We start from the raw sequence: 18,763 nt of genomic DNA, 5'->3' as shown, positions 1-18,763 counted from the left end.
CGTCGCCGGGAGGCACCGTGCAGGTGTGTCTGAACGGGCCCCGAGGGGCCGCCGCCGGTGCGCGGGTGCCGCTGTCGCCGGAGGCGATGGCCGAGTCCGCGGCCGAGGCCGTCGCGGCCGGGGCCACGGACATCCACCTCCACCCGAAGACCCCCTGCGGACAGGACACCTTGTCGGCCCGCGTGGTGGCGGTGACGCTCGAGGCGGTACGGGCTCGGGTGCCGGTGCCGGTCGGCGTGACCACGGGCGCGTGGAGCGAACCGGATCCGGCGGCCCGGCTCGCCCGGATCCGGAGCTGGACCGTGCTGCCCGACCACGCCTCGGTCAACTGGCACGAGCCGGGCGCCGAGGAGGTGGCCTGCGCCCTGATCGACCTGGGCGTGGGTGTGGAGGCCGGCATCTGGTCCGGGACGGACGCGGCGGCGCGGTTCGCCCGCTCGTCACTCGGGCCCAGGGTGCTGCGCGTGCTCGCGGAGGTGACGGACACCCGCCCCGACACGGCCGAGGACACCGCGCGGGCACTGCTGGCCGGCCTCGGCCCCGCACACGGTCGCCCCGTGCTGCTGCACGGCGAGGACGGGGGCGCGTGGCCGGTGCTGCGGCTGGCCGGCCGGCTCGGCCTGGCGACCCGCATCGGCCTGGAGGACACGCTGGCCCTCCCGAACGGAGAACAGGCGCTGTCCAACGCCCAGTTGATCACCGAGGGCCTGACCGGGCACGGACGGGCCGTGCGGTCGCCGTAGAGCCCGCGACCGCCGCGCACCGGCCCGCGGACCGGGCAACCCACCGGGCAACGAGAAGGTCCGGCCGGCGCCGTGACCTCAGCAGTCGCCCGCGGTTCGGCCGACCGTGCTTCGGGGGCCGGCTCCGCGCCGTTCCACCAGCAGCCGGGACCCGGTCAGCCGGTCGCCGAAGACGTCGTCGGGGTTGGACAGTACGCAGGTGTCCATGGACAGGCAGCCGCAGCCGATGCAGTCGGTGAGGTGATCGCGCAGGCGGTTCAACTGCGTGATGCGTTCGTCGAGTTCGGACCGCCAGGCCGCGGAGAGGCGGGCCCAGTCCTCCCGGGTGGGGGTGCGTTCCTCGGGCAGTTCGGCGAGCGCCTCGCGGATCGTGGCCAGCGGGATGCCCACGCGTTGCGCGGCCCGTACGAAGGCGACCCGGCGCAGCGTGTCACGGGAGTAGCGGCGCTGGTTGCCCGAAGTGCGGCGGCTGCTGATCAGCCCCTTCGACTCGTAGAAGTGCAGGGCGGAGACCGCGGCGCCGCTGCGGGCGGCGAGCTGGCCGACCGTGAGCTCGTGGATCTTCTCGGGAATCTGGGGCACCCCTCGAACCCTACCCACCGCGCCACACCGCCGGTCCGTTGACAGGGGCCGTCCGCCCGACCATGCTAAGCAGTCGCTTAGACATTGAGTCGCGACGACGCGACCTGCGACCCGGGAGGCCAGGAACATGGCAGAGCCGAGGATCTTCACGTCCGCCGACGAACTGAAGGCGGCGGTGGGTGAGCAGTTGGGACACACCGACTGGCTGGAGATCGACCAGAAGCGGATCGACCTGTTCGCGGAGGCGACCGGCGACCACCAGTGGATCCACGTGGACCCGGAGAAGGCGGCCTCGGGCCCGTTCGGCACGACCATCGCGCACGGCTATCTGACCCTGTCGCTGCTCCCCCTCTTCGGGCCGCAGCTGATCAGGGTCGAGGGCGTGAAGATGGGCGTCAACTACGGCTCCAACAAGGTCCGTTTCCCCTCCCCCGTGCCGGTCGGCTCGCGGCTGCGCGCCACCGCGGCGATCACGGGCGTCGACGACGTGCCGGGCGGCATCCAGGTGACCGTCGCCTTCAGCGTGGAGCGCGAGGGCGGCGACAAGCCGGTGTGCGTCGCCGAGTCGGTGTCCCGCTACTACCTCTAGTGCCGCGGCAGGCAAGGTTCGCGTGACGGGGCGAACGCCGCCTGCCGGGGCACCAGCGGCGCTCGGGGGCTACTTCGCCCCCACCATGCGCAGCACGAGGTCGGCATAGAGTTCGCCGACCTCGTCCGGTGTCCGGGAACCGTTGACGTTGAACCAGCGGGCGACGTCGATGCACAGGGACAGTACGGCGAGGGTGGTCCCCCGGACGTCCGGCACGTCGAACTCACCGGTCGCCACGCCGTCCTCGATGATCCCGCGCACCTGGGCGTTCACCTGGCGGCGCAGCGCCAGGATCTCGGCGCGGGCGTCCGGACCGAGGGAGTCGAGTTCGTACTGTACGACCCGTGCGGTGGTGCGCCCTCCGGCGTGCCAGCGGACGAAGGAGCTCACGGCGTCGGCGAGACGCTCGGTGGCGCCGCCCTCCCCCTCGGCCGCCGTCCGCAGGATCTCCAGGGCCTTCTCGTGGCCGATCCTGCTGATCCGGTGGAGCAGCTCTTCCTTGGTCTTGTAGTGGATGTAGAGCGCGGCGGGGCTCATGCCGGCGCGGCCCGCGATGTCGCGGGTCGTCGTCGCGTGATAGCCCCGCTCGGCGAAGGCCTCCACCGCGGCGACGAGCAACCGCCGGGCCGCGTCGGGCGTGACCTCGCCCCACGGCTGCGGCTCTCCGCCGACCGTCTCCTCCGCCGTACTCATCGCTCGTTCGCCCCTCTCACCGGTCCGGGGTACACCATACCGCCGAAGCTGAGCGAGCGCTTAGGGCTGATCGCCCGCGGTCTCGGTCAGAGCTTTTCGAAGGGGCTGTACGTCCGGGCGGTCGCGTCCTGCCGGTCCCGGATCACCTTGGCCAGGGTGAAGGCGGAGGTGACCAGGTACAGGACGGCGATCGCCAGGAACGCCCGTACCCAGGCGTCGGCGTTCAGCTTGAAGATGCCGATGGCGGTCGCGGCCATGGCGACGGAGAAGGAGGCGACCGCCTGTCCGTAGAAGGCGGCCGTGTTCTGCTGCTTGCCCGGTGTCTCACTCATGGGGCAAGGATCGGCCGAACGTGGCACCCGCCACATCCGTCGAAGTACTCAGGCCGTAGGGCGAACGGCGGGACGACGTACTCAGAAGGCCGAAACGCCCGTCAGCGCCCGCCCGATGACCAGTTTCTGGATCTGACTGGTGCCCTCGTAGAGGGTCATCACGCGGGCGTCGCGCAGCAGCTTGCCCGCCGGGTACTCGTCGATGTAGCCGTAGCCGCCGAAGACCTGGAGGGCGTTGTTGGCGGCGCGGACGGCGGCCTCGGAGGCGAAGAGCTTGGCCTTGGAGGACTCGGTGGCGAACGGCAGTCCGCGGTCGATCAGGTCGGCCACCCGCCAGGTCAGCAGCCTGGCCGCGTCCACGTCCACGGCGATGTCGCTGATCAGCTCCTGGATGAGCTGGTGGTGGGCGATGGACTTGCCGAACTGCTCGCGCTCGCCCGCGTACCGCACCGCCGCGTCCAGCGCCGCCTGGGCTATGCCGACACAGCCGGCCGCCACCGACATGCGGCCCTTGGCCAGGGCCGACATGGCGACCGAGAAGCCCTTGCCCTCGGCTGCGAGCATCGCGGTGGCGGGGACCCGCACGTCCTGAAGGACCAGTTCGGCGGTGGCCTGGCCGCGCAGGCCGAGCTTGCCGTGGATGGTGCGGCGGCTCAGGCCGGGGGTGTCGGCCGGGACCAGGAAGGCGGAGACGCCCTTGTGTCCGGGCGCGTCCGTGGAGCGGGCGAAGAGCAGCACCACGTCGGCCCAGGTGCCGTTGGTGATGAAGGTCTTGGTGCCGCTGATGACGTAGTCGCCGCCGTCGCGGACCGCGCGGGTGGCGAGGTTGCCGGCGTCCGATCCGGTGCCCGGTTCGGTGAGTCCGAAGCAGCCGACGTACTCGCCGGAGGTGAGGCCGGGCAGCCAGCGCCGCTTCTGCTCCTCACTCCCCCAGGCGGCGACGGTCTTGGCGACCAGGCCCAGGGAGACGGACACGATCCCGCGCACCGAGGAGTCGCCGCGCCCGAGTTCCTCGGTGACCAGGCAGTACGCGAGGTGGTCGCCGCCGCTGCCGCCGTACTCCTCGGGGACGGTCAGACCGAGGAAGCCGACCTCACCGAGTTTCTTCACGATCGACCGGTCGACCTCTTCGGCACGGTCCCAGTCGACGACATGGGGGGCTATCTCGCGGTGCACGAAGTCCCGGGCCAGCTGCCGTACGGCCGCCTGCTCCTCGCTGAGCTCCAGGTTCACGCCGAGCCACCCCACAGAGTACGAATCTTGAAAGCCGTACATTTAAATTAGCACTGCTAGTTTCTGTTGTCAGCCCTACTATGTGCGCCATGGCCCGACCGCGCAAGCCCTTGCTCAGCACCGACCGGATCGTCGTGACCGCGCGGGATCTGGTGGACGCGGAGGGCCTGGCAGCCGTCTCCACACGCCGGCTCGCGGCGGAACTCGGCGTCAGCGGGCCCTCGCTCTACAACCACTTCGCGACCAAGGACGAGATCCTGGAGGCGGTCGCCGACTCGGTGAGCGCCCAGGTCGACCTGTCGGTGTTCGAGAACGGCCGGGACTGGCGGACCGCGCTGCACGACTGGGCCGTCTCCTACCGCGCCGCCCTGCGCGACCACCCGAACATCGTCCCGGTCCTCGCCCGCGGCCCCGGCCGCCGCCCCGCCGCCCTGCGGCTCGCGGACGCCGTCTACGGCGCGATGGTCGCCGCGGGCTGGCCGCCCGCGCAGGCCACGTCGATCGGCGCGCTGATGCGGTACTTCATCATGGGCTCGGCACTCGGCTCCTTCGCCGGTGGCTTCGTCGACGACGCCACCGCCTACGACCCGGCCGACTACCCGCACCTCGGACAGGCCCACCTCCTCGCCGAGCAGCAGGAGAAGATCGACGAGCGGGCCTTCGAGACAGGGCTCACCGCGCTCCTCGACGGGCTGGCCCAGCAGTACGAGCAGGCCAGGCGCACCGCCTAGGCGCGAAACGGCCGCCCGGACGCGTACCTTCCGGCGCTCCCACCCTCGCGTCCGAAAACCGCGAGCCTTCCGCGCCCGTCCCTCCTAGCCTCTCCGGCATGGACAACATCTCCCCGCCCCGTCCGGTACGCCGTGCCGAGCTGCTCGCCGCCGGCGCGGCCACCGTCACCGTCGTGCTGTGGGCCTCCGCCTTCGTCTCGATCCGCAGCGCCGGCTCCGCGTACTCCCCGGGTGCGCTGGCGCTCGGCCGGCTGCTGGCCGGGGCCCTCACACTGGGGGTGATCTGCCTCATACGGCGGGAAGGGTGGCCGCCCCGGCCCGCCTGGCGCGGGATCGCGGTCTCGGGAGTGCTGTGGTTCGGCTTCTACATGGTGGTCCTGAACTGGGGCGAGCAGCAGGTGGACGCCGGTACGGCGGCGCTGGTGGTGAACATCGGGCCCATCCTGATCGCCCTGCTCGGCGCGCGGCTGCTCGGTGACACGATGCCGCCCCGGCTGCTGGCGGGGATGGCGGTGTCGTTCGCGGGTGCGGTGGCGGTGGGGCTGTCGATGTCGGGCGACGGCGGGTCGTCGTTGCTCGGGGTGGTGCTGTGCCTGCTCGCCGCGGTCGGCTACGCGGGCGGGGTCGTCGCGCAGAAGCCGGCCCTCGGCCGGGCGAGCGCGCTGCAGGTGACGACGTTCGGGTGCCTGATCGGCGCGGTGGTGTGTCTGCCGTTCGCCGGCCGGCTGGTCCACGACGCGGCCGACGCGCCTGTCTCCGCCACCCTCAACATGGTGTACCTGGGCGTGTTCCCGACCGCGCTGGCCTTCACGACCTGGGCGTACGCGCTGGCCCGTACGACCGCCGGCCGGATGGGCGCGACCACGTACGCGGTCCCGGCCCTGGTCGTGCTGATGTCGTGGCTGGCGCTGGGCGAGGTACCCGGGTTGCTCACCCTGGCCGGCGGGGTGCTGTGCCTGGCGGGTGTGGCGGTGTCCAGGTCGAGGCCGCGGCGCACGGCGGCCGGGACCGCGTCCGGCACGGCGCGCACGGCGGTCGAGGCCGCGACCGTGACGGCGCGCACGGCGGTCGAGGCCGCGCCCGTGACCCGCGCGCCCAACGGCCGCGACGGCGGCACCGGAGGCCGGTCCGAACCGGCTGACGGGCCGGAAGGCCGGGTCGAACCAGCCTGACGTGCCGGAAGGCCGGGTCGCGGCTGAGGTGCCAGAAGGCCGGTCCGAACCGGCCTGACGTGCCAGAACCAGTCCGAACCAGCTGAGGCGCCAGAAGGCCGGGGCGAACCAGCTGAGGCGCCAGAAGGCCGGTCCGAACCGGCCTGACGTGCCAGAACCAGTCCGAACCGGCTGAGGCGCCAGAAGGCCGGGGCGAACCAGCTGAGGCGCCAGAAGGCCGGTCCGAACCAGCCCGACGTACCGGAAGGCCAGTCCGAGCTGCGGTGGCGTGGCGGACCCGCTGCTGTCTCGGACGCCTCAGGCGCACCCCCAGCCGCGGACCCGGGCCGGCAGGTCTCCGCCCCGGTCTCACCGGGGCCTGTCAGAACACCACCAGTGCCCGGCCGCCCTTGCCCGCCAGCATGTTCTCGAAGGCCGCCGGGATACCGTCCAGGGCGATCCGCTCCGTCACCAGCGAGCCCAGGTCCAGGCGGCCCGCCCGGACGTGCTCGGCCAGGACCGGAAGGTCCTTCGCCGGGTCCGAGTCGCCGTACACACAGCCCGAGAGGGTGCGGCCCCAGTGGAAGAGTTCGAGGGCGTTGAAGGTGACCTGCTGGTCCTTGCCGCCGATGCCGACCACCGTCGTACGGCCGCCGCGGCGGGTGGAGTCCCAGGCCGCGCGGATCGCGACCGCGCGGCCCACGCACTCGACGGCCACGTCGACGCCCTGCTTGCCGGTGAGGGCGCGGATCTCGCGGGCGGTGGTGTCGGAGGCGACGACGTAGTCGGTGGCGCCCGCCGCCCGCGCCAGCTCCTCCTTCTCCGGGGAGACGTCGACCGCGACGATCTTCGAGGCGCCCGCGATACGGGCCGACTGGATGGTGGCGAGCCCGACGCCGCCCACCCCGAACACCGCGACCGTCTCCCCCGGCAGCACCCGCGCGGAGTGGTGGACGGCGCCGTAGCCGGTGAGGACCGCGCATCCGAGGAGCGCCGCGTCGACGAGCGGGACACCGTCCGGTACGGGCAGGACGCAGGCCGCCGGTACGACCGTCTCCTCGGCGAACGCGGCGACGTTCAGGCCGGGGTGCAGCTCGGTGCCGTCGGAGGTGCGGCGGGCGTGGACGTCGGCGGCGCCGTTGAGCGCGTTGGCGCACAGCCAGACCTCGCCGCGCGTGCAGGCGTGACAACTCCCGCAGGACGGAGCCCAGTTGAGGACGACCCCGGCACCGGGCGCGACATGGGTGACGCCTTCGCCGACGGCGACGACCGTGCCGGCGCCCTCGTGGCCGAGGACGGCGGGGACCGGTACGCGCATGGTGCCGTTGGTCAGGGACAGGTCGGAGTGGCAGACCCCGGCGGCGGCGAGACGGACGCGGACCCGGCCGGGGCCGGGGTCCGGGAGGTCGATCTCCGTGATCTCCAACGGGGCGCCCACGGCGGGCAGGACGGCGGCACGAACCACGGGAAGGCTCCTCAGAACTGCAGGGACTTGGTCTGGAGGTACTCGGACAGGCCGTGTGTGCCGAGTTCGCGGCCCACACCCGACTGTTTGTAGCCGCCGAAGGGCGCGAGCGGGTTGAAGCGGCCGCCGTTGATGTCGACCTGGCCGGTCTCCATCCGGCGGGCGAAGGCCACCGCCTCCTCCCGGTCGCCGGCCCAGACGGCGCCGGCGAGGCCGTAGACCGTGCCGTTCGCGATCCGCAGGGCGTCCTCCTCGTCCTCGTAGCGGAGGATCGACAGGACCGGTCCGAAGATCTCCTCCTGGGCGATCGTCATCTCCGGGGTGACGTCGGCGAACACCGTGGGGCTGACGAAGTAGCCCTGCTCCCGGGGCGGTTCGGAGCCGCCCGCGACCAGACGGGCGCCCTCGGCCACGCCCTTGTCGATGTAACCGAGCACCCGGGCCTGCTGCTCGGCGTTGACGACCGGGCCGATCCGGTCGCCGTACTTGGCGGCGGCGGTGGCGGCAAGTCCGACCGCCTCGTCGTAGCGCGAGGTGTGCACCAGCATGCGGGTCCAGGCGCTGCACGTCTGGCCCGAGTTGGACATCACGTTGGCGACTCCGACGTTGACCGCCTTGGCCAGGTCGGCGCTCGGCAGGATGACGTTGGCGGACTTGCCGCCCAGTTCCAGGGCCACCTTCTTGACGGCCGCGCCCGCCGTCGCGCCGATCCGCCTGCCGACGGCGGTGGAGCCGGTGAAGGACACCAGGTCGACCCCCGGGTGCTCGGCGAGGGCCTGGCCCGCGACCGGGCCGAGGCCGGTGACCAGGTTGAAGACTCCCGCCGGGACACCGGCCTCGTGGACCGCCTCGGCGAACAGCTGGGCGGTGAGCGGGGTGTCCTCGGCCGGCTTCAGCACCACCGTGCAGCCGGCCGCGAGCGCCGGCGCCACCTTCGCGACGATCTGGTGCAGGGGGTAGTTCCAGGGGGTGATGGCGGCGACCACGCCGACCGGCTCCAGGTGGACGGTCGAGTTGCCGGCCTTCTCCTCGAAGGCGTACGTCGCCGCCAGTTCGGCGTACGAGCCCGCGACCGCGATCGGCACGCCGGCGTGCACCGCCTGGGAGAACGCGAGGGGCGAGCCGAGCTCGGCGGTGACCGTCCGCGCGATCTCCTCCGCCCGGGCCGTCAGCACGTCCCGGAGGGCGGCGAGCCGGGCGGCCCGCTCGGCGGGCGCGGTCCGGGCCCAGAGCGGGAGGGCGGCGCGGGCGGCCCGTACGGCGGCGTCGACGTCCTCGGCGGTGCCCGCGGGGACCACGGCGAGGACCTGTTCGTCGGCCGGGTTCACGACCTCGATCGTGTCCGGCCCCGCGGCGGGGCGCCAGGCGCCGTCGATGTACATGCCGTCGTGTGCCTTCATGGTGCGTCCTCCCGGCGGGGCGGTGTCGTCGTCCGCCTCACAAACTAGCGGTGTTAGTTTTCGGGCGCCAGACACCCCGGACGTCACCCGGGGAGAGTTACGTCTCGGAGCGCGACTGCCCGCACGGCGGCGCGGCCCCGACCGGGAGGCGGTTCGCGCGCTCGCGCCGGGCGGGTGTCACTCGTCCAGGTCGGGAAGGCGTGCCGGAGCCGGGCAGATCCGTTCGCCGTGCTGGTCGAAGACGAACAGGTGGGCGATGTCCACGAGCAGCGGCACCTGCATGCCCCGCCGGAACTCGATGTCGGGAGTGGTGCGGACGACGAGATCGCCGGGCAGGCGGCCCTCGGGCGGCTCGGGGTCGGCGCCGGCCTCCTCCGGATGTTCCAGCACCACCACGGGGCCGGCCCGCAGGGTGCCCGCCCGCTCCCTGATCCGGTCCAGGACCGTTCCCTCGCGGCGGCGGCGCCGGACCGGCCGGGTGGGACGCGGGGCCTCCAGATCCGGTACGAGCGCGGGGCGGGAGCCGGTGTTGAAGTGCACGAGGACCTCGTGGCCCTGGAACTCCACGTGCTCCACCAGGCCGCTGATCGCCACCTCGCCGGGGCGGGCGGAGGCGGGCCGCGCGATCCGTACCGCCTCCGAGCGCAGCCCCACGATGACCTCGCGGCCCTGTTGCACGCGCAGCAACTGGTGGTCCAGGGACAGGGGTTCGGGCAGGCGCAGGTACTGCTTGCCGAGGCTGATGGTCATCGCGCCGTCCAGCGGGGCACGCACCAGGCCGCGCAGCAGGTTGATGCGCGGGGTGCCGATGAAGGCGGCGACGAAGACGTTGCGGGGCAGCGCGTACACCGAGCGGGGGGCGCCCACCTGCTGGAGCACCCCGCCCCGCAGGACGGCGACCCGGTCGCCGAGCGACATGGCCTCGGACTGGTCGTGGGTGACGTAGACCGTGGTGACGCCCAACTCGCGGGTGAGGTGGGTGATCTCGGCCCGCAGATGGTTGCGGAGCTTGGCGTCGAGGTTGGACAGCGGCTCGTCCATCAGGAAGGCCGAGGGGTGCCGGGCGATGGCCCGCCCCATGGCGACGCGCTGGCGTTCGCCGCCGGAGAGCTGGCTCGGGAAGCGGTCGAGGAGGTCCTCGATGCCCAGCATGCGGGCGGTGGCGTCCACCCGCGGGCCCGGGTCGTCGCCGGGGCTCTCGACCCGCAGCGGGAAGCCTATGTTGCCGCGGGTCGTCATGTTCGGGTAGAGCGCGAAGTTCTGGAACACCATGGCGATGTCCCGCTCGGACGGGAGCAGGTCGTTGGCGTACTCGCCGTCGAGCCGCAGCTCGCCCCCGGTGATCTCCTCCAGGCCGGCGATCATTCTCAGCACGGTGGACTTGCCGCACCCGGAGGGCCCGAGCAGGACCAGGAACTCGCCGGGCACGATGTCCAGCGACAGCCGGTCCACCACCCGGACGCCCTTGCCGTAGACCTTGCTCACGTCGTGCAGGGAGATGGCGCGTGTCATGACGGTGCCCCCGGGGCTCACTTGGGCGCTGGTGCTCCGCGGTCGGAAGTCCCGTGCGGGTCGTACGGGCCGTGGGTCACGGAAGCTAACGGACGGTGCACGGTCGGGGGAAGACGCAGGACCGAAATCGGGCGCCACGATCCCGTCGGGGGAGGAAACGGACGCCACGATTCAGCGTGCGGCGACTCCCCGGCCGCGGCCGGTGACAGCGCCCGCCGCCGGGTCAGCGGGTCGCGGTCAGATGAGCGAAGACGACGACGTTGCTGGAGTAGCCGGTCCTGCGGTTGAAGAGGCCGCCGCAGGTGAGCACGCGCAGTTCGGGACGCCTGCTCGGGCCGTACACCTCCTTGTCGGGGAAGCGCGCCTTGTCGAAGACCCGTACCCGGTCCACGGTGTAGACGGCGGTACGGCCGTCCGCGCGGCGGGCCTCGATCCGGCTGCCGCGGGTCGTCTGGGCGAGGGCGGCGAAGACCGCGGGGCCGGTCTTCGTGTCGCGGTGGCCGACGGCGATGGCCGTGCCCGTCTCGCCGGGCGTGGGCCCGTCCTGATACCAGCCGACGAGTTTGGGTTTGTCGAGCGGCGGTGTCCCGAGCTGCCGGTCGGGGCCGATCCGCAGCCCGACGACCGGAGCGTCGATCCCCAGGGAGGGTACGCGCAGGGTGGTCGCCGCAGACCGGGGCAGCGGCCGGGGCGGGGGCGTGGGGGCGGCCGACGCCGTCGGTCGCGGCTCCGGGCGCCGCCCGTCGGCGTCACCCGCGGCCGGGTCGCGTCGCCCGTCCGCGTCTCCCGGGGCCGGGTCCGCCGGCGCCTCGGTGGGCGCCGGGCCTCCGGCCCGGGCGGGCCCGGCCGGCTCGTGCCCCCCGCACCGGACCACCGTCGCCAGGACGGCCACGATCAGGGCCGTCCTGGCCAGACGGTAGGCACGGGTCCGGTACCAGGGCCTGCGTCTGCGCCTACGCGGCACCATGCGAGCGTCGGCGCAGCAGCCGGAAGTACACGGCTCCGCTGACCACGACCAGGCCGACGGCCGCGGCGGCGCTCAGCGGGGTGTACGCCTGCACGGTGTCGACGAGACCGCCACCGCCGGCGTGGACGCCGCCCTTCGGGCCCCCGCCGGCGCTCTCGGCACGCTCGCCGCCCTGGCCGGACTGAGCGCCCTGGTCGGACCGGGTGCCCTGACCGCCGTCTCCGCCCTGGCCGCCGTCACCGCCCGGGCCGCCCATGCCCGCCGCCTGACGGCCGTCCTCCGCGATCGGGCGGTTCGGGTCCTGGTTCCCCTCGCGCCGGTCCTCGTGGCAGTTGACCTTGAAGATCTTCACCTTGGGCGAGGGGACCGGGGCGGTGGCACCGGGAGGCGTGATGGTCCACTCGAGCGTGTACGACCCCTCGGCCAGGCCCAGCGTGTCGGTGTGGCCGGAGCCCTGGGTCAGTTGGATGGTGCCGGTCACGGTGGCGCTGGTGGGCGCCGGGGGCCGCGCCTTGATGGTGTAGGAGACGATCGGCAGCTCGCCGAAGTTCGCGGCGTCGAGGTAGAACCTGCAGACCACCGGGTCGTCCTTCGAAACACCGAAGGGCACCTGCTCACGGTGGATCCTGATGTCGGCACCGTCGCCGGGGGCGGCCACGGCGGTCGGCGTCGCGATCCAGGTGGCCCCGGCCGCGGTGAGTACGGTGAGGGCCGCGGCGCCGAGGCGGGTGCCGACGGCGGACGGGGGCAGCGAGGTGGGCATGGATGTTCCTCCGAGTCAGACGATTTTCACACAAATCGCGCTTTCGCCTGACTCTCTTTCACATCCGCCCCGCATCGCACGGCGGTGCCACCCGACGCGCCGTCAGATGTCGCTCGACCGGCGCAACCGGCCACGGTCCCGGCCGGCCGCGAGTACGGACCCCGCCGCCGGGACGTCTCCCGGGGCCGTCGGCGCACGCAGCGCGCTGCCGGCCGAGAGCAGCAACAGCGCGCCCAGCATCACGAACGGCGCGGCCACGCCCGTGACGCCCGCGACCAGTCCGGCCGCGGCGGGAGCGGCGACCTGACCGAGGCGGTTGCCGGTCAGACGCAGCGCGAGAGCCGTGGAGCGGGCGCCCTCCGGAGCCGCCTGGACGACCGTCGTCATCGACAGCGGCTGACCGACGCCGAGGCAGAAGCCGAGCGCGGCGAGCATCAGACCGAGCGCCCACACCGGCACCGGCAGCGCGATCCCCGCGCACAGCACGGCCGCCAGTACGCAGGTCAGGGTGAGCAGCAGGGTGCGGCCGAGCAGCCTCAGCAGGGGCGTCAGCACCAGCCGGCAGGCGATGGTGGCCGCCGCGCGCAGGCTGAGCAGCACGCCGATCACCGACGGCGCGATGCCCCGGTGTTCGCCCACCACCGGCAGGTACGCGGTGAGGATGTCGGTGGCGGAGAGCACGGAGAGGCTGACCAGGATGCCCGCGGGCACGCCCCGGGCCCGCAGGATGCGCCCCACCGGGACGCGGTCGCCCTGCCCGGTGCGGGACTTGGCCGTCATGGGGCGTTCGATGCGCCACAGCGAGGTGAACGCGACCGTGGCGCCCGCGCCGGCGACGAGCAGGGCGAGCGCGCTGGTGCCCGCCATGTCGGGACCGCCGATCAGGGCGCCCGCCGCGATCGGGCCGACGAGTTGGCCGAGCGAGGCGCCGATGGTGAAGTGGCCGAAGTTGCGGTCCTGTTCGTGCGGGGCGGACTGGCGGGCGACGAGCGACTGGGCGCCGATCACGAAGCAGAGGTGCCCGAGGCCCATCACGCCGCTCCAGAGCGCCATCGCCCACAGGGAGTCCGCGACCCCGCTCAGCGCGCAGCCGCCGGATATGAGGACCACGCCGAAGGGCAGCAGGGGCGCGCAGCGGCCGTGGTCGGTGCGGCGGCCGAGCGGTACGGCGGCGAAGAGCGGGAGCAGGGCGTACACCCCCGCGATCACACCGACCGCCCGCTCGTCCGCCCCCAGCGCGAGGGCCCGGTAGGAGACGGCGGGCCGGGCCATCGACACCGCCCCCTGTGCGAAGCCGAAGGCGATGACGAGGCGGAGCAGCCAGCCGCGGTTCCCACCGGGCACCATGGTCAAGTCCTCTGTCTCGTACGTCAGGTGATGCTGTATCAGATGATGCCGAACAGGATTCCGGCGCCGAGGATCACCAGAGAGGTCAGCGCGGCCCACTTCACCACGAACCTGGTGTGGTCGCCGAACTCGACCTTGGCCATGCCGACCAGGACGTAGACGGCAGGGACGAGCGGGCTGGACATGTGCAGGGGCTGGCCGACGAGGGAGGCGCGGGCGATCTCCAGGGAGGAGACGCCGTGGGCCTGGCCGGCCTCGGCGAGCACGGGCAGGACGCCGAAGTAGAAGCCGTCGTTCGACATGAAGTACGTGAGCGGGATGCTCAGGACGCCGGTGACGAAGGCCATGTGCGGGCCCATGCCGTCCGGGATGTTGCCGACCAGCCACGTGGCCATGTGGTCGACCATGCCGGTGCCGGTCAGGACCCCGGTGAAGACGGCGGCGGCGAAGACCATGCCGGCGACGTTGAGCACGTTCTCGGCGTGCGCGCCGATGCGGGCCTTCTGGTCGGGCATGTGCGGGAAGTTGACGGTGAGGGCGAGCGCGGCGCCGAGCAGGAACAGGACCGGGATCGGCAGCCACTCCATGATCATGGCGGTGAGCAGGACGACCGTGAGCAGCGCGTTGAACCAGTACAGCTTGGGGCGCAGGGTGGCGCGGTGGGGGTCCAAGCCCTGGAAGCCGTCGTCCTCGGTCTCGTCCTTCCCTGAGTCCTGCGGCGCGTCCGCGTCGGTTCCGGAGCCCGCGCCGCCGGTGCGCACGGGAGTCTCGCCGGAGCCGGAGCCGCCGGCGCCCACGAGCACCGTCTCGGTCTCCCTCTCCTTCTCCTCGACCAGCACCTCGTCCAGCGTGAGCACGCCGAGCCGCGAGCGCTCGCGGCGGCCGAGGACGTACGAGAGGACGAGGACTCCCAGCAGGCCGACGGCCAGGGCCGGGATCATGGGGACGAAGATGTCGCTGGCGTCGAGCTTCAGGGCGGTGGCGGCGCGGGCCGTCGGTCCGCCCCAAGGAAGCGTGTTCATCACGCCGTTGGCCATGGCGGCGACACCGGTCATCACGACCAGGCTCATCTTCAGGCGCTTGTACAGCGGGTACATCGCCGAGACCGTGATCATGAAGGTGGTCGAGCCGTCGCCGTCGAGCGAGACGATCGCGGCGAGCAGGGCCGTGCCGACCACGATGCGCAGCGGGTCCGCCTTGCAGAACTTCAGGATCCCGCGAACGATCGGGTCGAAGAGACCCACGTCGATCATCACACCGAAGTAGACGATCGCGAACATGAGCATCGCCGCCGTGGGGGCGAGGCTGGTGACGCCGTCGAGGACGTAGTCCCCGAGCTTGGCGCCCTTCCCGACGAAGACACAGAACAGTGCCGGGATCAGCACGAGCGCCGCGATCGGCGACATCTTCTTCAGCATGATCAGGACCAGGAAGGTCGCGATCATGGCGAAGCCGAGGATGGTCAGCATGAGTGGATACCTAACGTTCGCCCTTGAACTCCCACCAGAGTCGGCGGTGCGTTGACGTTAGGTCCGTTCGTTTGGCGTTAACAAGACGTTGACCTGCGAGCAATAAGCGCAAAACTGCAGGTCACGGCTTTGCACTGGTCAGGGGCGTGGACTTGGTGGGGTCCAAATCGGTCACGGGGCCAGTGCGGTGACCACGATCGGTACGCCGTTGAGCACCGCGTTGCCCGACAGCGGGTCGAGCAGGCTGCCGTCGAGGAGCTGGTTGACGTTGACGCCGGGGTCGGTGGCCGCGTGGCTCATCCGGGTGCCGGGGCGGTCGTGGCCCCAGCCGTGCGGCACGCTCACCACACCCCGGCGCACGCTGTCGGTCACCTCGGCGGGGGCGGTCACCTCTCCCCCGGCGCCCTTCACGCGCACCGGGGCACCGTCGCGCACGCCGAGCCGCTCGGCGTCCTCCGGGTGGATGTGCACGGTGCAGCGGTTGGTGCCGCCGGTCAGGGCGGGCACGTTGTGCATCCAGCTGTTGTTGGAACGCAGATGGCGGCGGCCGACGAGGACGAGTCCTTCCGGGCGCTCGCGCAGGGCCCGGCGCAGCCGCGGCAGGTCGTCCGCGATCGGCCCTGGCAGCAGCTCCACCTTGCCGCTGGTGGTCTTCAGCGGCTGCGGCAGGCGCGGCTCGAGCGGACCCAGGTCGATGCCGTGCGGATGGGCCAGCAGCTTCGTGAGGCTCAGCCCGTCCGGTCGTGCGCCGAAGCCGTCGCCGTAGGGGCCGAGGCGCAGCATCAGGTCGAGCCGGCGCTCGGGGCCGCTCTCACCGGTCAGCAGGCCGGCCAGCTCGCGCGGGTCCCGGCCGTGTACGGGAGAGTGCGTTTCGTTGACCGCCTTGCCGAGGGTCTGGTCGATCACCAGGGTGTCGACGGCCGCCGGGTCGGCGCCGTGCATGCCGGTCGCGGCCAGGATCAGCCGGGCCTGGATCTCGGTCTCCGACATCCTGCCGGGTTCCAGCGGGACGGCGGGGCGGGTGTAGCGGACCTGGTTGCGGACGGCGAGGGTGTTGAAGGCGAAGTCGTGGTGCGCGCTCTGCGAGGGCGGGGGCGGCGGCAGGACGACGTGGGCGTGGCGCGAGGTCTCGTTCAGGTAGGGGTCGACGCTGACCATGAAGTCGAGTGAGCCGAGCGCCTTGTCGAGCCGGTCGCCGTCGGGGGCGGACAGCACGGGGTTCGCGGCGATGGCGACGAGGGCACGGACCGGCTCGCCCACCACGGTGGCGGTGTCGATCTCCTCGGCGAGCGCGGACAGCGGCAACTCGCCCTTGGCCTCCGGGTGTTCGCTCACCCGCGAGTGCCAGCGGCCGAGCGTGAACCCGCGACCGGGCCCGGCGGGGCGGGGCGTCCGGTCGGTGGCCGCCTGCGGGAAGAGGGCACCGCCGGGGCGGTCGAGGTTGCCGGTGAGGATGTTGAGGACGTCCACGAGCCAGCTGGCCAGGGTGCCGTGCGGGACCGTGCAGCTGCCGATGCGGCCGTACACGGCGGCGGTGGGCGCGGCGGCCAGTTCGCGGGCGAGGGCGCGCGTCTCGGCGGCGTCCACGTCACAGGCGGGCGCGACGGCCTCGGGCGTGAAGTCCCCTACGGCTTCCCGGAGTTCGTCGAGTCCCTGGACGTGGGGGGCCAGTGCGCCGAGATCGACGAGGTTCTCCGCGAACAGGACCTGGGCCATCGCCGCGAGCAGCAGGGCGTCCGTGCCGGGCCGGATCGCGATATGCCGGTCGGCGAGCTTGGCGGTGCGGGTGCGGCGCGGGTCGATGACGGTGAGGGTGCCGCCGCGGGCCTTGAGCGCCTTGAGCTTGCCGGGGAAGTCGGGGGCGGTGCACAGACTCCCGTTGGACTCCAGGGGGTTGGCGCCGATGAGCAGCAGATGGTCGGTGCGGTCGAGGTCCGGGACGGGGATGGCGTTGGCGTCGCCGAAGAGCAGCCCGCTGGAGACGTGCTTGGGCATCTGGTCGACCGTGGAGGCGGTGAAGACGGCGCGGGTGCCGATGCCCGCGAGCAGCACCGGCGGGTAGAGGGCGCCGGCCATGGTGTGCACGTTGGGGTTGCCGAGGACCACGCCGACGGAGTTCGGTCCGTAGCGCTCGACGACCGGGCGCAGGCCCGCCGCGACCGCGTCGAACGCCTCCTCCCAGGTGGCCTCGCGCAGCTCGCCGTCCTTGCGCACGAGCGGGGCGCGCAGCCGGTCGGGGTCGGCGTCGACGGCACCGAAGGAGGCGCCCTTCGGGCAGATGAACCCGCGGCTGAAGACGTCGTCGCGGTCACCGCGGGCGCCTGTCACCCGGGTCCCCTCGATGGTGAGCGTCAGCCCGCAGGTGGCCTCGCACAAGGGGCAGATTCGCAGGGCGGTGCGGGACACGGGTCCTCCCGGGGAGCGGCGGCGGTGACGCACGGACTGGCGCCGAGCATACCGACCGGTATGAACGCTGGGGAGGCCCTGCCGGGAGCGGGGTCGGAAAGTTTCGGAAACCGGGTCCGCCGGCCGGGCTCAGTCCAGGACCCGGGCCAGATACGCCCGCAGCAGCTCCCGGGTCTCCTCGATGATCCGCGGGTCCCCGTCCGGCGCCACCCGGAAGGCGAGGTGGACCAGGGTGTCGGCGGTCTCCACGGCGATCAGGAAGGTGCGCCGCAGGTCGTCGTCCGGGTCCCGGTCGAGGTAGCCGGAGAGCAGGTCCGTGAGGCGGTCGGCGACGCGGTGGTTGGGTTCGGCGTAGCGGGCGCCGACCGGTATCTGGTTGCCGAAGTCGACGAGGGAGAAGCCGGGCGCGGTGCGCTTCATGGCGAGGTACTCGTCGAGCACGGCGTCCACGGCAGCCCGCCAGCCCCCGCCGCCCGTCTCCTTCAGCCGCTCGGTGACGCGCTCGGTGTAGCGCTCGAGGTTGCGCTGGGCGAGCGCGTCGGCCATCGCGCGCTTGTTGCCGAAGAAGCGGTAGACCGAGCCGATGGGGACGCCGGCGCGCAGCGCGACGGCACGGGTGCTCAGGTCGTCGTAGCCGACCTCGTCGAGGAGGTCGGCGCACGCGTCGAGGATCCGGGTCAGGCGTTCGGCGCTGCGCCGCTGCACGGGCGCACGGCGGAGCGATGTCGCGTGGGGCACGGGCTTCATGATGCCTCTCCGCCTCGGTCCGGTGAACCTCGCCCCTCAGTACGGAGGTGAGTGCCCGGTGCACTCAACGCGTGGCCCGCGGTCGCGGAGGGTTCCGCTCCGGACGCCGTGACGTCCGCCGTGCTCTCCACCGGCTCGCCGTCCACGGCCCACACCGTGTCGTCGTCGGCGTACAGGCGCGCGGTGACATGGTGCGTGCCGTGCGGGAGGTAGCCGGCCGGGAGGTGGTGTCCGGGAGTGCGGAGGGAGGCGACGGCCCGGCCGTCCACGAAGAGCAGGGCGTAACCACGGCCGGGCACCGCCTTCTCCCGGGCGTCGGCGGGCGAGAAGCGGAAGTCGTCGACGGTCAGCCGGACGTCCCAGCCAGCGTGGGTGTCGGGCTCCACCTCGATGCCGACCCCGGGTGCGCCTTTGTCCTCCACTTCCCGGTACTGCCGCCCCTCCCGGTCCGTTTTGTCGAGGAGCCGGCCCACCGGTGCGGTCGGCGCTCCGCTGCTCCCGCCCGGTCGCTCCGGGGCGTCACCGGAGTCGCAGCCCACGGATCCGGTCAGCAGCAGGACACAGACCGTGAGCGCGGTGAGAGGTCCACGCGTCCACGACATGCGGGGAGGTTAGAACACCGGTCCGACAGCC

Annotated in this window: 18 protein-coding genes; 4 read left to right on the top strand and 14 right to left on the bottom strand. The window is 72.7% G+C overall.

Annotated features, from left to right (window positions below; translation table 11 throughout):
* Nucleotides 1–17 precede the first annotated feature (17 nt).
* Entirely contained in the window at nucleotides 18–743 is a 726-nt protein-coding gene (locus OG985_RS35925; protein ID WP_371672544.1) for a 3-keto-5-aminohexanoate cleavage protein, read from the top strand.
* 78 nt (nucleotides 744–821) lie between these two features.
* Here OG985_RS35925 and soxR read toward each other — a convergent pair whose 3' ends face one another.
* Nucleotides 822–1,325: a redox-sensitive transcriptional activator SoxR gene (gene soxR / locus OG985_RS35920; protein ID WP_371672543.1), complete on the bottom strand. Its 504-nt coding sequence runs from the start codon at nucleotides 1,323–1,325 to the stop codon at nucleotides 822–824.
* 127 nt (nucleotides 1,326–1,452) lie between these two features.
* On the opposite strand from soxR, the gene OG985_RS35915 reads away from it, so the two are divergent.
* Entirely contained in the window at nucleotides 1,453–1,914 is a 462-nt protein-coding gene (locus OG985_RS35915) for a MaoC family dehydratase (RefSeq protein ID WP_371672542.1), read from the top strand.
* A 69-nt stretch (nucleotides 1,915–1,983) separates the two neighbouring features.
* On the opposite strand, the gene OG985_RS35910 is transcribed toward OG985_RS35915, so the two are convergent.
* The 3 genes from OG985_RS35910 to OG985_RS35900 all read right to left on the bottom strand — a co-directional run bounded on the left by OG985_RS35910 (nucleotide 1,984) and on the right by OG985_RS35900 (nucleotide 4,172).
* A complete protein-coding gene (locus OG985_RS35910; protein ID WP_371672541.1) occupies nucleotides 1,984–2,607 on the bottom strand; it encodes a TetR/AcrR family transcriptional regulator in 624 nt (207 codons plus the stop codon).
* An 86-nt stretch (nucleotides 2,608–2,693) separates the two neighbouring features.
* The gene (locus OG985_RS35905; protein WP_371672540.1) at nucleotides 2,694–2,939 is read right to left on the bottom strand and encodes a YiaA/YiaB family inner membrane protein; all 246 of its coding nucleotides are present in this window, start codon (nucleotides 2,937–2,939) and stop codon (nucleotides 2,694–2,696) included.
* Between the two features lie 81 nt (nucleotides 2,940–3,020).
* The gene (locus tag OG985_RS35900) at nucleotides 3,021–4,172 is read right to left on the bottom strand and encodes an acyl-CoA dehydrogenase family protein (RefSeq protein ID WP_371672539.1); all 1,152 of its coding nucleotides are present in this window, start codon (nucleotides 4,170–4,172) and stop codon (nucleotides 3,021–3,023) included.
* 89 nt (nucleotides 4,173–4,261) lie between these two features.
* Here OG985_RS35900 and OG985_RS35895 point away from each other — a divergent pair, with 89 nt between their 5' ends.
* On the top strand, nucleotides 4,262–4,903 hold the full coding sequence (locus OG985_RS35895) for a TetR/AcrR family transcriptional regulator (RefSeq protein WP_371672538.1): 642 nt from the start codon (nucleotides 4,262–4,264) through the stop codon (nucleotides 4,901–4,903).
* Between the two features lie 98 nt (nucleotides 4,904–5,001).
* The gene (locus OG985_RS35890) at nucleotides 5,002–6,075 is read left to right on the top strand and encodes a DMT family transporter (protein WP_371672537.1); all 1,074 of its coding nucleotides are present in this window, start codon (nucleotides 5,002–5,004) and stop codon (nucleotides 6,073–6,075) included.
* Between the two features lie 361 nt (nucleotides 6,076–6,436).
* Here the strand turns inward: OG985_RS35890 and OG985_RS35885 are convergent, their stop codons facing one another.
* The 10 genes from OG985_RS35885 to OG985_RS35840 form a co-directional block, all read right to left on the bottom strand.
* Nucleotides 6,437–7,519 carry a Zn-dependent alcohol dehydrogenase gene (locus tag OG985_RS35885; protein WP_371672536.1) on the bottom strand — a complete coding sequence of 361 codons (1,083 nt, stop codon included), beginning with the start codon at nucleotides 7,517–7,519 and terminating at the stop codon, nucleotides 6,437–6,439.
* Nucleotides 7,520–7,530: 11 nt separating this feature from the next.
* Entirely contained in the window at nucleotides 7,531–8,919 is a 1,389-nt protein-coding gene (locus OG985_RS35880; RefSeq protein ID WP_371672535.1) for an aldehyde dehydrogenase family protein, read from the bottom strand.
* A gap of 177 nt (nucleotides 8,920–9,096) precedes the next feature.
* Entirely contained in the window at nucleotides 9,097–10,431 is a 1,335-nt protein-coding gene (locus OG985_RS35875; protein ID WP_371672534.1) for an ABC transporter ATP-binding protein, read from the bottom strand.
* A gap of 223 nt (nucleotides 10,432–10,654) precedes the next feature.
* Nucleotides 10,655–11,398 (bottom strand): class F sortase, encoded by a 744-nt coding sequence (locus tag OG985_RS35870; RefSeq protein ID WP_371672533.1) that lies wholly within the window; start codon nucleotides 11,396–11,398, stop codon nucleotides 10,655–10,657.
* The gene (locus OG985_RS35865; RefSeq protein WP_371672532.1) at nucleotides 11,385–12,161 is read right to left on the bottom strand and encodes a hypothetical protein; all 777 of its coding nucleotides are present in this window, start codon (nucleotides 12,159–12,161) and stop codon (nucleotides 11,385–11,387) included. The genes OG985_RS35870 and OG985_RS35865 overlap by 14 nt, the downstream gene beginning before the upstream one ends.
* A gap of 102 nt (nucleotides 12,162–12,263) precedes the next feature.
* A complete protein-coding gene (locus tag OG985_RS35860; protein WP_371672531.1) occupies nucleotides 12,264–13,508 on the bottom strand; it encodes an MFS transporter in 1,245 nt (414 codons plus the stop codon).
* Between the two features lie 38 nt (nucleotides 13,509–13,546).
* Nucleotides 13,547–14,977, bottom strand: a complete 1,431-nt coding sequence (locus tag OG985_RS35855; RefSeq protein WP_371672530.1) for a CitMHS family transporter — start codon at nucleotides 14,975–14,977, stop codon at nucleotides 13,547–13,549.
* Between the two features lie 171 nt (nucleotides 14,978–15,148).
* Nucleotides 15,149–17,383: a molybdopterin oxidoreductase family protein gene (locus OG985_RS35850; RefSeq protein WP_371672529.1), complete on the bottom strand. Its 2,235-nt coding sequence runs from the start codon at nucleotides 17,381–17,383 to the stop codon at nucleotides 15,149–15,151.
* A gap of 129 nt (nucleotides 17,384–17,512) precedes the next feature.
* On the bottom strand, nucleotides 17,513–18,130 hold the full coding sequence (locus tag OG985_RS35845; protein ID WP_371672528.1) for a TetR family transcriptional regulator: 618 nt from the start codon (nucleotides 18,128–18,130) through the stop codon (nucleotides 17,513–17,515).
* The gene (locus OG985_RS35840) at nucleotides 18,127–18,732 is read right to left on the bottom strand and encodes a hypothetical protein (protein WP_371672527.1); all 606 of its coding nucleotides are present in this window, start codon (nucleotides 18,730–18,732) and stop codon (nucleotides 18,127–18,129) included. Before OG985_RS35840 ends, OG985_RS35845 begins: the two co-directional genes overlap by 4 nt.
* Nucleotides 18,733–18,763: the final 31 nt, after the last annotated feature.

It is taken from the genome of Streptomyces sp. NBC_00289 (genome assembly GCF_041435115.1).
Lineage (GTDB): Bacteria > Actinomycetota > Actinomycetes > Streptomycetales > Streptomycetaceae > Streptomyces.
Note: the sequence above shows the minus strand (reverse complement) of the source record. Positions and strands in the feature narration are given on the sequence as shown.

What these genes read in the sequence shown, in the direction of transcription:
- OG985_RS35915 (WP_371672542.1), top strand. Translation starts at nt 1,453, where the DNA reads ATGGCAGAGCCGAGGATCTTCACGTCCGCCGACGAACTGAAGGCGGCG.
- OG985_RS35910 (WP_371672541.1), bottom strand. Translation starts at nt 2,607, where the DNA reads ATGAGTACGGCGGAGGAGACGGTCGGCGGAGAGCCGCAGCCGTGGGGC.
- OG985_RS35905 (WP_371672540.1), bottom strand. Translation starts at nt 2,939, where the DNA reads ATGAGTGAGACACCGGGCAAGCAGCAGAACACGGCCGCCTTCTACGGA.
- OG985_RS35895 (WP_371672538.1), top strand. Translation starts at nt 4,262, where the DNA reads ATGGCCCGACCGCGCAAGCCCTTGCTCAGCACCGACCGGATCGTCGTG.
- OG985_RS35890 (WP_371672537.1), top strand. Translation starts at nt 5,002, where the DNA reads ATGGACAACATCTCCCCGCCCCGTCCGGTACGCCGTGCCGAGCTGCTC.
- OG985_RS35880 (WP_371672535.1), bottom strand. Translation starts at nt 8,919, where the DNA reads ATGAAGGCACACGACGGCATGTACATCGACGGCGCCTGGCGCCCCGCC.
- OG985_RS35875 (WP_371672534.1), bottom strand. Translation starts at nt 10,431, where the DNA reads ATGACACGCGCCATCTCCCTGCACGACGTGAGCAAGGTCTACGGCAAG.
- OG985_RS35870 (WP_371672533.1), bottom strand. Translation starts at nt 11,398, where the DNA reads ATGGTGCCGCGTAGGCGCAGACGCAGGCCCTGGTACCGGACCCGTGCC.
- OG985_RS35865 (WP_371672532.1), bottom strand. Translation starts at nt 12,161, where the DNA reads ATGCCCACCTCGCTGCCCCCGTCCGCCGTCGGCACCCGCCTCGGCGCC.
- OG985_RS35860 (WP_371672531.1), bottom strand. Translation starts at nt 13,508, where the DNA reads ATGGTGCCCGGTGGGAACCGCGGCTGGCTGCTCCGCCTCGTCATCGCC.
- OG985_RS35855 (WP_371672530.1), bottom strand. Translation starts at nt 14,977, where the DNA reads ATGCTGACCATCCTCGGCTTCGCCATGATCGCGACCTTCCTGGTCCTG.
- OG985_RS35845 (WP_371672528.1), bottom strand. Translation starts at nt 18,130, where the DNA reads ATGAAGCCCGTGCCCCACGCGACATCGCTCCGCCGTGCGCCCGTGCAG.
- OG985_RS35840 (WP_371672527.1), bottom strand. Translation starts at nt 18,732, where the DNA reads ATGTCGTGGACGCGTGGACCTCTCACCGCGCTCACGGTCTGTGTCCTG.